Consider the following 11,790-nt stretch of genomic DNA (forward strand, 5'->3'; position numbering starts at 1 on the left):
CACCCCTCAACAGGGTAAAAACCCCACCTCCACACCTAAACCCCCCCCCCACTGTGGCGAACAGGTTGCCCCTGGGTGGGGCAGCGCAGCAGCCCCAATAGGGAAAAAGCGAGATACTAGCGTTAACCAGTGTCGTCTGTTTTGGGGCTGCTGCGCAGCCCAACGCAGGGCAAGCCTGCTCGCCACATGAGTACGTTCAGCCGTTCAATGAGCCCTGCGAACCTCTCACCGCTTCGACAACTCCATAATCATCCGACTCAACAAATAAACCCGTGGCGCCACGCTCTCCACCTCGGCATATTCCTCCGGCGTATGAATATTCCCACCGACAATCCCAAACCCATCCAACGTCGGCGTCCCGACCCCAGCCGACAAGCTCGCATCCGCCGCCCCGCCGCTGCCTTCAATGGTCAACTTGCGGCCCAGTTCGCCGTAGATTCCCTGGGCAATCGCGACCAATTTGTCCGACTCCGGCGTCTGTGGCATCGGCGGCAGGCCGCGCAACAAACTCGTTTTCACTTCAGTGTCCGGGATCAGCTTATTGGCTGACACCCGCGCCAGGTCTTTTTCGATCCGATCAAACTCTTCCGGCAGTGCCGCGCGCACGTCGGCTTTGGCGGTGGCTTGGTCGGGGATGACGTTGGTGCGGTCGCCGGCCTTGATCACGGTGAAGTTGATGGTGGTTTTCTTCTCTTCATCGCCGAGTTTGCCCAGTTGCAGAATCTGGTGCGCGGCTTCCATGGCGGCGTTGCGGCCCAGTTCGGGGGCGACGCCGGCGTGGGCGGCTTTGCCTTTGACTTCGACCACGGCGGTGGCGCTGCCTTTGCGCCATACCACCAGGCCGTCGGCTGGGCGACCGGGTTCCAGGTTCAAGGTTACGTCGTGGGCCTTGGCGGTTTTGCGGATCAGTTCGGAGGCGGCTTCTGAGCCGGTTTCTTCGCTGGCATCGAGCAGGAAGGTGATTTGCGCGTAGTCCTTGAAGCCCTGGTTTTTCAGGACTTTGAGCGCGTAGATGCCGGCGACGATGCCGCCCTTGTCATCCATCACGCCGGGGCCGTAGGCGCGGCCATCCTTGATATGAAACGGTCGCTCGGCGGCCGAGCCTTCCTTGAACACGGTGTCCATGTGCGCCATCAGCAAGATCTTGGCTTTACCGGTGCCCTTGAGAGTGGCGATCACATGGCTGTTGTTAGCCGCTTTGTCGGGCACCAGCTCAATGTTGAAACCGAGCTGCTTGAGCTCATCCACGGCAATGTCGCGCACTTGGGTCAGGCCCGGCTCGTAGCCAGAACCCGAATCGATGTTCACCAGGCGTTCGAGCAGTTTCAGGGCCTCGGCCTTGTACTGTTCGGCATCCGCCTGGATTTGCTTGTGGGGTTCGGCGCTGTAGGCCGGCACGGTGAAGGTCAGGGCCAGGGTGGCGGCCAGCAGGGTACGGGAGAAGGTGAAGAGCATGGACCGGTCCTTGTTGTTGTGGGGGTGTGCTGCGCTACCCTACCCCACTAAACCGAGCGTAACCAACTGCCTTGCACGGAACTGACGCGGTTGCGCCCGCTGCTCTTGGCCTCATACAGCGCCTGGTCGGCGTCGTTGAGCCAACTGGTGGAGTCGGCGTGCGCCGGCTGGTACGGCGCCAGGCCAATGCTCAAGCTGGCGCGCAGGGTCGGGTCTTGCACATAGGCCAGTGCGCTGAAGCGATCACGCAAAGCGTCCATCACTTCGGTGGCGCGATTGAGCGGCATGCCTGGCAAAATCACACAGAACTCGTCGCCGCCATAGCGCCCGGCCAGGTCGGACGCCCGCAGGTTCTGGCGCAACACCTTGCTGAGTTGGCGCAGCACGATGTCGCCGGTGACATGCCCGTAGGTGTCGTTGATGGTCTTGAAATGGTCGATGTCGATCAGCGCAATGGCCGCGCCCACCTGTTCACGGCGGCAACGTTGAAACTCGATTTCCAGATGGTCCTTCCAGGCGCCGTGATTGAGCAGGCCGGACAGGCTGTCGGTGCGGCTCAAGGCCAGCAACTCGCGCTTGTGGCGGGCCAGGGTCACGGCCTGGCGGTAGCAGATCCAGCCCAGCGCCAGGGGATACAGCATCAGGATCGGCAGGCACGCATACAGCTGCGCCTCGCTGGTCACCGCGACAAACGCCGGCGCGAACACCAGCAGGGCGGCGCCGATGCCCAGCCCCTGCGCCACCCAGCCGGCGAGCATAAAGCGCGGCCCGCCGATGGCGACGTTGTTCATGGTCATCATCGACAGCGTGGTCACGCTGGGCAGCGGGTTGAAGTGCATGGCACCGACCCAGAAGCCGCCGCAGAACGAATCGAAGAGTAAATTACGCCGTTCGCTGCGCAGTGAGTTGCTCGCCCGGCGCGACAACTGGTAGGCCAGGTGCGGCCACACAAACGCGTTAATCAGCATCCAGGCCCACACCCACAGCGACGGGTGCAAGGGGTACATGCCAAATACCACGCAGACAAAACCGAGCGTCAGCCCCAAGAGCCGCGATTTGAACAGGCGCGAAGCGAGCGGAAGTCCATTTCCTCCGGCGGCTGACATGGTGGGGTGTAATCCTGGATGAGTGCCTGGAGTCTAACAGGGCAACGTCAAAGCGCCACTACTGCTTACCTGCTAATACTTCAGTGCGAAAACCCGCGCGCCAGCATCAACGCAACACCCAATAGCAGCACCGCCGTGATCCGCTGCAACAGCACCCGGCGCTTGGGGTTTTCCAGCACGTGCTTGATGCGCTGGCCGAAATAGCAGTACAGGCAGCCGCTGGCAAACTGCAGGGTCAGAAACGTCAACCCGAGGATGGCGATATCCGCCGCCGAGCTGTGCTCGCCTGCACCGGCAAACTGCGGGAACACGGCGCTGAACATGATGATGGTCTTGGGGTTGGAAAACCCGGTGAGCAACCCCTTGCCGAACAGGCTGCGCGAGCCTTCCACGGCGCCGCCCTGGTTGATCGACACGCCGCTGCTGGTCCACTGCTTGTAGGCCAGGTACAGAATATAGGCCACACCGACAAACTGGATGGTCTGGGTAATGGCGAGGTTGCCCTTGATCAGTTCCGAAAAGCCCACGGCAAAGATCAGGATGGAAATCAGGTAGGACACACTGGCGCCGATCTGGGCCGGGATCGAACTGCGCAAGCCGTCCTTCAAGCCCAGGCTTAACAGCAACAGGGTCATGGGGCCGGGGCTGAAGGTCATGGTGGCGCAAAACAGCAGGAAGTAGAGAAACGAAGACAGCGTTAACGCACTTGTCATGGGCCAGAACCTTGGAATGGTAAAAACAACAACGGGGCGCGCTTGAAACGCACGCCCCCTGCGCCTGTCAGGCAACGGCAATTTCAGTGGTCAGGGATTCACGGTACATCAGCGCCAGGTCGGCCAGGGCGGCCTTCGCGGTCTGGTTGCGGGTTTCGAACGCCACCAGGCCCTTCCAGTTGGTTTCAACGATGGCCTGCACCACGTCGGCGTAATCACAGTTGCCGTCATGAATGCCGAAGTGCTGATCCTGCACGCCATTGTTGTTGCTGAAAGAAATGCCCTTGATCAAGTGGTGATACTTGCGCACCACGTCGGCCGGCAGGCCGTTCTCGATGTTGGCGTGGCCCGCATCCAGGAAGAAGTACACGTTGCCATGGGCCTTCAAGCACTCGAACACAAACGCGTATTCGGCCTCATGGGTAAAGATGTAGTGGAACGGCCGGTAGTTGACGTAGTTGGACAGGTTCTCCAGGTAGATATCCGTGCCCTTGGCCTCGGCGTAGCTCGCCAGTTCCTGTACCGACTTGAGGTAGTGTTCCAGCGCAACTTTCTTGGCCATCAGCACCATTTTTGGCTCAACGATGCAGCCGCCGTGGATGATCAACGGCGCGCCCAGGCGGCTGGCGATATCAATCTCTTTTTTTACGTAGTCCACCGCCGCTGCGCGGAACGCCTCGACGTCACTGCCCAGCGGCGCCTTGAAGTTGCCGTGGAAGATCGGCTTGACGCCGGTGGCGGCGATTTGCGCCTGCAGGCTCTCAATGCGTGCATCGGTCCAGTCGTCGACCATCTCGCCGAACAGGCTGCCGTCGATGTACCAATGGGTGCAATCACCCTCGATAGCGGTTTGCAGGCCTTTTTCGGCGCTGAGGTATTTCTGGTGCGCCACACCGGTACAGAACGGCACGGTGGGGTTGATCAGTTTGCTTTCCATGGAGCGATTCCTTTCGTTGATGGAGGATTAGAGTTCAATGGCCATAAAGTCGGCCTTGGTCACGCCGCAGTCAGGGCATGTCCAGTCTTCCGGCACTTCTTCCCAAGGGGTGCCGGCCGGGATTCCGTCCTCCGGAATACCCAATTCTTCTACGTACATAAAACCGCAGGGGGCGCACATATAAGTCTTCATGAGAATGCGAAATCCATTGCTCGCGTGTAAGAAACTTCGCCAGTTTCCGGCGAGATGGCGCGCAGTCTAGGGCAGCGTCATTGCACAAGGCAGGTAAAGTGGTGCCTAATCCGGCCTAACTTCACCGGTAAAAGCACCGGCAAAGACAAGGAAGGTTTATGTTTGTATCCGCCATCGCTTTTGTGGAAGGCACGCCCAAGGTGCAGCAGATCGTCGACGCCTTCAGCCAGGCCATCGAGGCCGGTGAATGGGCACCCGGCAGCAAGTTGCCGTCGGTGCGTGAGCTGACCCAGACCCTGGGCGTCAGCAAGTTCACCCTCAACGAAGCACTGGACCGCCTGCGCGGGCGCCACCTGCTGACCTCAAGCCAGGGCCGCGGCTATTTTGTGGCGATGGAAACCGCACGCCCGGCCGCCGCGACCTGGGTCGACCTGCTGCCCCAAGACCTGCTCAGCGTGCTGCGCCGCCCGCTGGTCACCGCCAGCGGCGAGCTGCGCCCCGGTGGCGGGCACTTGCCGGAGGACTGGTTGAACGGCGAGGCCATCCGCCAAACGATGCGCAGCGTGGTGCGTGCGCCGTCACTGCGCATCGCCGGCCTGGGCACGCCGGCCGGGTTGCTGCCCTTGCGCCAGGCCCTGCAACAGAAGCTGCACGGCGAAGGCTTGTCGGTACCGGTGGAACAGATCATCACCACGCCCAACACCGTGCAGGGCCTGGACATGCTCATGCGCCTGCTGGCGCGCCCCGGCGACACGGTGCTGCTGGACGCGCCGTGCTACTTCAACTTCCACGCCAACCTGGCCCTGCACGGGGTCAAAGTGGTGACCATCGAGCGGCGCCCCGACGGTTTTGACTTTACTGCCCTCGAACAGCTGCTGGCCGAGCATCGCCCCAGCCTGTACCTGACCACCAGCGTGCTGCATAACCCCACCGGCCATTCCTTCAGCCCCGGCCAGGCGTTTCGCCTGCTGCAACTGACCCAGCAGTACCATTGCCATATCGTCGAGGACGACCTCTACGGCGACCTGCATCCCAACCCGCCGCCGCGCCTGGCCGCCCTCGCCGGGCTGGATCAGGTCACCTACCTGTCCGGGTTCTCCAAGATCCTCAGCGCCAACACCCGCGTCAGCTACGTGGTGGCCGCGCCGCAATTGGCCGCCAACCTCACCAACATGAAGCTGATGAGCGGCGGCGTGACCTCGGAGCTGTTCGAGCAGATCGTCTACCGCATGCTCAGCGAAGGCAGCTACGCCAAGCACCGCAAGCGTATGGTCCAGCGTTTGATGGAGTCCGGCGGGCGCGTCGAACAATGGCTCAAGCGCTGTGGCTGCGAGCTGCCGATGGCGTATGAAGGCGGGATGTTTATCTGGGCGCGCCTGCCCAAGGGCGTAAACGGTGAACTGCTGGCCCAGGAGGCGTTGAAACGCAGCCTGGTGCTGGCGCCGGGCGCGCTGTTCGGCTACGACCCGGCGCACCTCAATTCGATGCGCTTCAATGTCGCCCACACTGATGAGCCGCGCGCCCAGCGGGTGTTCGAGGCGCTGTTGCTCAAGGCCGTGCGCCACTGATTTTTGCTTCGCCGTGTATCTGGTCAGCGCCAGATACACTGCAATACAAAGCGCACAAGGCAAAGGCTGCGGCGATGGCTAGACTGCGGCCAAGAGCATTTAACGAGGAAGGCAGCATGGATCATGTCGATCACATCCTGATCGTCGATGACGACCGGGAAATCCGCGAACTGGTGGGCAATTACCTGAAGAAAAACGGCATGCGCACCACCGTAGTCGCCGACGGCCGCCAGATGCGCAGCTTCCTCGACACTACCCCCGTGGACTTGATCGTGCTGGATATCATGATGCCCGGCGACGACGGCTTGCAGCTGTGCCGCGAACTGCGGGTGGGCAAGCACAAAGCCACGCCAGTGCTGATGCTCACGGCGCGCAACGATGAAACCGACCGCATCATCGGCCTGGAAATGGGCGCCGATGATTACCTGGTCAAGCCTTTCGCCGCGCGTGAATTACTCGCGCGCATCAACGCGGTATTGCGCCGCACACGCATGCTGCCACCGAACCTGATAGTGAGTGAAACCGGGCGGCTGATCCGCTTTGGTCGCTGGCGCCTGGACACCACCGCCCGCCACCTGCTCGACGAGGACGACACCCTGGTGGCCCTCAGCGGCGCCGAATACCGTCTGTTGCGGGTGTTTCTCGACCACCCGCAGCGCGTACTCAACCGCGACCAATTGCTGAACCTGACCCAGGGGCGTGACGCCGACTTGTTCGATCGCTCCATCGACCTGCTGGTGAGCCGCTTGCGCCAACGCTTGCTGGATGACGCCCGCGAACCGGCCTATATCAAGACTGTGCGCAGCGAGGGTTATGTGTTTTCACTGGCGGTGCAAATCCTCGGGGCCGAGCAATGAGGCCATGGCGGCTTGGCTGGCCGCGCACACTGGCGTCCCAACTGTCGCTGATTTTTCTGATCAGCCTGGTGTGTGCCCATGGGTTGTCATTCAGTGCGCAGTTCTACGAGCGCTATATCAGTGCGCGCACGGTGATGCTCGGCAACCTGGAAAACGACGTGTCCACCTCGGTGGCCATCCTCGACCGCCTGCCCGCCAACGAACGCGCCAGTTGGCTGGCGCGTCTCGACCGGCAGAATTACCGGTACTTGCTCAACGCCGGCGAGGCCGGTGAACCGATGACTAGCAACGATGTGCCAATGGCCGCCACCTCGATTGCGGACGCACTGGGCGAGCATTACGCCCTGACCTTTCGCGATATTCCAGGCATCCAGAAACACTTCCAGGTGCACCTGACCCTGGCCGATGGCAACCCGATCACCCTCGACGTACGCCCCGCCGCCCTGCCCGTAGCCTATTGGTTGCCGGTGGTGCTGGTGCTGCAACTGGCGCTGCTGCTCGGCTGCACCTGGGTCGCGGTGCGCCTGGCCGTGCGCCCGCTGACACGCCTGGCCCGTGCGGTCGAAACCCTCGACCCGAACGCTCACCCCACCCCCCTGGACGAAACCGGCCCGAGTGAAGTCGCGCATGCCGCCGCGGCGTTCAATGCCATGCAACAGCGCATTGCCGAATACCTCAAGGAACGCATGCAGATCCTCGCCGCGATTTCCCATGACCTGCAAACGCCGATCACCCGCATGAAACTGCGCGCCGAGTTTATGGACGACAGCGCCGACCGCGAAAAACTGTGGAGCGACCTGAGCGAAATGGAGCACCTGGTACGTGAAGGCGTGGCGTATGCGCGCAGCGTTCACGGCGCCACCGAGGCCAGCCACCGCATTGACCTGGACGCCTTTCTCGACAGCCTGGTGTTTGACTATCAGGACATGCAAAAGCAGGTCAGCCTGCGCGGCAAAAGCGCGCTGATCCTCGACACCCGCCCCCACGCGCTGCGCCGCGTGTTGGTGAACCTGGTGGACAACGCCCTTAAATTCGCCGGCAACGCCGAGCTGGAAGTCGGCTCGACAGCCAATGGGCAGTTGTCGATCAAGGTGTTGGACCAAGGCCCCGGAATTGCCGAAGACGAATTGGCGCAGGTGCTGCAGCCGTTCTACCGGGTAGAAAGCTCACGCAATCGCGGCACCGGCGGCACCGGGCTGGGGTTGGCGATTGCCCAGCAACTGGCGGTGGCGATCGGCGGCACGCTGACCTTGAGCAATCGGGTTGAAGGCGGCTTGTGCGCCGAGATCCGTTTGAGTCTTTAGCGCACTGTTCTGTGGCGAGCAGGCTTGCCCTGCGTTGGGCTGCGCAGCGGCCCCTTCCAGTTGATTCACCGCGCCGTCTGAATTGGGGCGGCTTCGCCACCCAACGCAGGGCAAGCCTGCTCGCCACATTGAGTGCACAGCTTTAATAAAATTTACGCATGATAATTCTGCTTTTTATAATTAGGTTAGAACCAACAGGCATTTTACAGACCCCGCCACGGCCCTTACTTTTGACCCGAGTGACCGACCCCACGCCCGGAGGAGGTGTTAATCGCGCAATCGACAAGGACAGACCATGAGCATCGAATTTATCGGTTACATCGGCGGCCATCACGCTTCCGAGATTCACCCGCGCAGCGGCCCTACCCTGCAGCCGGACTACGTCGAAACCGTGGCCCGCGCCCACGAAGCGGCCGGCTTCGACCGCGCGTTGGTGGCGTTTCATTCCAACAGCCCGGACAGCACGCTGATCGCCGCGCATGCCGCCAGCGTGACCCAAAAGCTGCAGTTCCTGATCGCCCATCGCCCAGGTTTTGCCCAGCCGACCCTGGCCGCTCGCCAGTTCGCGACCCTGGACGTGTTCAACGGCGGGCGCACGGCCGTGCATATCATCACCGGCGGCGATGACCGTGAACTGCGCGCCGATGGCAGCCATATCGGCAAGGACGAACGTTACGCACGCACCGACGAATACCTCAGCGTGGTGCGCCAGGAATGGACCCACGAGCAGCCTTTCGATTTCAAAGGCACCTACTACCAGGTCGAAGGCGCGCACTCGACGGTGAAGTCGCCGCAGCAACCGCATATCCCGCTGTACTTCGGCGGCTCTTCAGCGGCCGCGATTGCGGTGGCCGGCAAACATGCCGACGTGTATGCGCTGTGGGGCGAAACCTACGAGCAGGTGCGCGAAGTGGTGACCCAGGTGCGCGCAGAAGCGGCCAAGCACGGGCGCACGATTCGCTTCAGCTTGTCGTTGCGCCCGATCCTCGCGCAAACCGAGGAGCTGGCCTGGGCACGTGCCGAGACAATCCTGCAACAGGCGACCGCACTGGCTGACAAGCAGGGCTTTGTGCGCCGCGAACCACCCAACGAAGGCTCGCGCCGCTTGCTGGCAGCGGCAGCGCAAGGTTCGCGCCTGGATAAGCGCCTATGGACCGGGATCGCCGAGTTGCTGGGCGCGCAGGGCAACTCCACTTCATTGGTCGGCACCGCCGAACAAGTCGCGCAGGCATTGCTGGACTACTACGACCTGGGCATCACCACCTTCCTGATACGCGGGTTCGACCCGCTCAACGACGCAATCGACTACGGCAAGCAGCTGATCCCACTGACCCGCCAGCTGGTCGCCGAGCGCGAACAAGCCAAACAGGTCGCCTAACTAAAGAACACCACACAACCCATGTGGGAGCGGGCTTGCTCGCGAATGCGGCGGGTCAGTCAACGCAAATATTGACTGATCCACCGCATTCGCGAGCAAGCCCGCTCCCACATTTTTGATCTTCAGTAGTTTCAAGTTCAGTTTTTGTAGTCGGTATCCGTACGCTCCAACTGCCGAATCAACGCATTCCAATGCCGCGCCACACCCGGCCCTGCGCCATTGCTGAACACCTTGGCCTGCTCCTCCACCTTGGCCACCACCTCTGCCGGCGGGAAGACAAGCTCGGCATTGCCGCCTGCCTGCGCCGCGATCTGGATATTGCACGCGCGCTCCAGCCCTTGCAGTTGCTGGAAGGCGTGTTCCACGCTGATACCGGCAGTCAACAGCCCATGGTTACGCAAAATCATCACACTCTTATCGCCCAGGTCAGCCACCAAGCGCTCGCGCTCATCCAGGTCCAACGCCACGCCTTCATAACCGTGGTACGCCACGCGCCCGGAGAACGCGATGGCGTGCTGGGAGATCGGCAGCAGGCCATCCTTCTGTGCCGACACCGCAATGCCGTCGCGGGTGTGAGTGTGCAGCACCGCTTGCAGGTCATGACGCGCGCCGTGGATGGCGCTGTGGATCACGTAACCTGCGTAGTTGATACCCAGGCCGGTCGGGTCGTCGACAATCGTGCCATCGAGGTCGACCTTGACCAGGTTGGAGGCGTTGATTTCATCGAACAACAGCCCGTAGGCGTTGATCAGGAAATGCTCATCCGGCCCCGGCACGCGGGCGGAGAAGTGCGTATAGATGTGGTCTGTCCATTTGTACAGCGCCGCCAGCCGATAGGCCGCCGCCAGCTTGACGCGCACCTCCCACTCTTCTGGCGTGACGCGCTGGCGGACATTGCTGGAAACGCTGGAAATCGAGGTGACACTGCTCATGGCAAAACTTCCTGGATGGCCTTAAGGACTTCCAGTCAGCCTAGGGGATGGCCAAAAATAATAAAAAGCACATTTTAATCTAAGCTAATTATTATTTTTTTTTATAAAAAATCAGCTACCACATAGATAGTTCCCACGCTCCGCGTGGGAATGCAGCCCTGGACGCTCCGCGTCCCAAAGCGTGACGCAGAGCGTCACAGGAGGCATTCCCACGCAGAGCGTGGGAACGATCAGTCTGCACTCACGCAGCGTTGCGAATCTTGTGTAAAGAGGCCGCCACCAGCGTCCCAAACGCATCCACCGGCCCTTGCAGGTTGCCCAGGAAGTGCGGGTAGATCAGCCACAAATCCATCACCGGTTTGAAGTCCTTGAGCGGCACCACCGCCAGTTGCTCAAGGTGCGCACTGCGCTCCAGCAGCGGCCGCGGCACCAGTCCCAGGCCCAGGCCGTCCGCCACCAGGCCCAGTTGCAATTCGGTGCCGAAGGTTTCCAGGTTCACCCGCAGCGCCAAGCCCTGGTCGGACAAGGTGCGCTGCAACCCGGCACGAAAACCACAGCCATCCGGGTTGAGAATCCAGCCGCCCTGGTACACATCAGCCAACTTGCAGGGCTTTTTCGGCAACTGTGCCTTGGCACACACCACCACTAACTCCATCTTGCCGATGGACTCGCCGACAATGTTGTCCGGGAAGATCTTGCCCGCCGGGAACAACGCCACCGCCGCATCCAGCTCGCCGCGCTCGATCTTGCCGACCAATTGGCTGCCCCAACCGGTGGCGACCTGGGCGCGCAAGTCGGGGTATTCACTGCGCAAGTGCTTGAGCGCATCCAGCAGCACCACATCGCCGATGGTCTGCGGCACGCCCAGGCGCAACACGCCGGTGGGCGGCGCATCGGTGGCCACCAGCTCACGCAGGGCATCCATCTCGCGCAGGATCAACCGGCATTGTTCATACACCCGCGTGCCGATCAGCGTAGGTTTGAGCGGCTTGGTGTTGCGGTCGAACAGCTCCACGCCCAGCGCCTGCTCGAAGTTCTGCACGCGGCGGGTGATGGCCGGTTGAGTCAACTGCAACGACTCGGCGGCGTGGCTGATGGACTGGCAACGAATCACTTCGACAAAGGCATCGATATCGTCAATTTTCATTTGGGCCGCACATAGAGAACAGTCATTAAGATGTGTGGCAAGCATAGTTGCCACACGGCGGTCTGGATAGCCTGCGCTGTGATCGATAACGTCTAACGCTATTCAGACCGGTTCTAAATTACCTAAAGCTATAAGCTAATCATTAAAAAATAGCATATTAACTATAAACATTATGCTTATATAAACCCATCAAGCCATCCC

The 11,790-nt window shown here is 61.3% G+C and carries 11 protein-coding genes; 4 read left to right on the forward strand and 7 right to left on the reverse strand.

Features of this window, described 5'->3' with window-relative positions:
* Positions 1-225: 225 nt before the first annotated feature.
* The 5 genes from GIW28_RS25450 to GIW28_RS25470 all read right to left on the reverse strand — a co-directional run bounded on the left by GIW28_RS25450 (position 226) and on the right by GIW28_RS25470 (position 4,403).
* Positions 226-1,455, reverse strand: coding sequence for a M20/M25/M40 family metallo-hydrolase (locus GIW28_RS25450; protein WP_236459137.1), 1,230 nt, complete (start codon positions 1,453-1,455; stop codon positions 226-228).
* 47 nt (positions 1,456-1,502) lie between these two features.
* Positions 1,503-2,561: a diguanylate cyclase gene (locus GIW28_RS25455; protein WP_176991942.1), complete on the reverse strand. Its 1,059-nt coding sequence runs from the start codon at positions 2,559-2,561 to the stop codon at positions 1,503-1,505.
* Positions 2,562-2,641: 80 nt separating this feature from the next.
* Entirely contained in the window at positions 2,642-3,274 is a 633-nt protein-coding gene (locus GIW28_RS25460; protein WP_017137772.1) for a LysE family translocator, read from the reverse strand.
* Positions 3,275-3,341: 67 nt separating this feature from the next.
* Positions 3,342-4,211 (reverse strand): sugar phosphate isomerase/epimerase family protein, encoded by an 870-nt coding sequence (locus GIW28_RS25465; protein WP_169987244.1) that lies wholly within the window; start codon positions 4,209-4,211, stop codon positions 3,342-3,344.
* Positions 4,212-4,238: 27 nt separating this feature from the next.
* Positions 4,239-4,403, reverse strand: coding sequence for a rubredoxin (locus GIW28_RS25470; protein ID WP_016968943.1), 165 nt, complete (start codon positions 4,401-4,403; stop codon positions 4,239-4,241).
* Between the two features lie 158 nt (positions 4,404-4,561).
* On the opposite strand from GIW28_RS25470, the gene GIW28_RS25475 reads away from it, so the two are divergent.
* From GIW28_RS25475 to GIW28_RS25490, 4 genes are all read left to right on the forward strand, one after another.
* On the forward strand, positions 4,562-5,971 hold the full coding sequence (locus GIW28_RS25475; RefSeq protein WP_138452299.1) for an aminotransferase-like domain-containing protein: 1,410 nt from the start codon (positions 4,562-4,564) through the stop codon (positions 5,969-5,971).
* 116 nt (positions 5,972-6,087) lie between these two features.
* Entirely contained in the window at positions 6,088-6,828 is a 741-nt protein-coding gene (locus tag GIW28_RS25480) for a response regulator (protein ID WP_169987242.1), read from the forward strand.
* Complete coding sequence (locus GIW28_RS25485; RefSeq protein WP_177032236.1) at positions 6,825-8,132, forward strand: ATP-binding protein; 1,308 nt, start codon at positions 6,825-6,827, stop codon at positions 8,130-8,132. Before GIW28_RS25480 ends, GIW28_RS25485 begins: the two co-directional genes overlap by 4 nt.
* A gap of 295 nt (positions 8,133-8,427) precedes the next feature.
* Positions 8,428-9,510, forward strand: coding sequence for an LLM class flavin-dependent oxidoreductase (locus GIW28_RS25490; protein ID WP_017137767.1), 1,083 nt, complete (start codon positions 8,428-8,430; stop codon positions 9,508-9,510).
* 137 nt (positions 9,511-9,647) lie between these two features.
* Here the strand turns inward: GIW28_RS25490 and GIW28_RS25495 are convergent, their stop codons facing one another.
* Both GIW28_RS25495 and GIW28_RS25500 read right to left on the reverse strand, forming a co-directional pair.
* A complete protein-coding gene (locus tag GIW28_RS25495; protein ID WP_099547773.1) occupies positions 9,648-10,442 on the reverse strand; it encodes a class II aldolase/adducin family protein in 795 nt (264 codons plus the stop codon).
* Between the two features lie 241 nt (positions 10,443-10,683).
* A complete protein-coding gene (locus GIW28_RS25500) occupies positions 10,684-11,589 on the reverse strand; it encodes a LysR family transcriptional regulator (protein ID WP_017137765.1) in 906 nt (301 codons plus the stop codon).
* Between the last annotated feature and the right edge of the window lie 201 nt (positions 11,590-11,790).

The sequence above is a fragment of the Pseudomonas sp. PA-5-4B genome (assembly GCF_021606215.1).
Classification (GTDB): Bacteria; Pseudomonadota; Gammaproteobacteria; order Pseudomonadales; family Pseudomonadaceae; genus Aquipseudomonas; species Aquipseudomonas edaphica.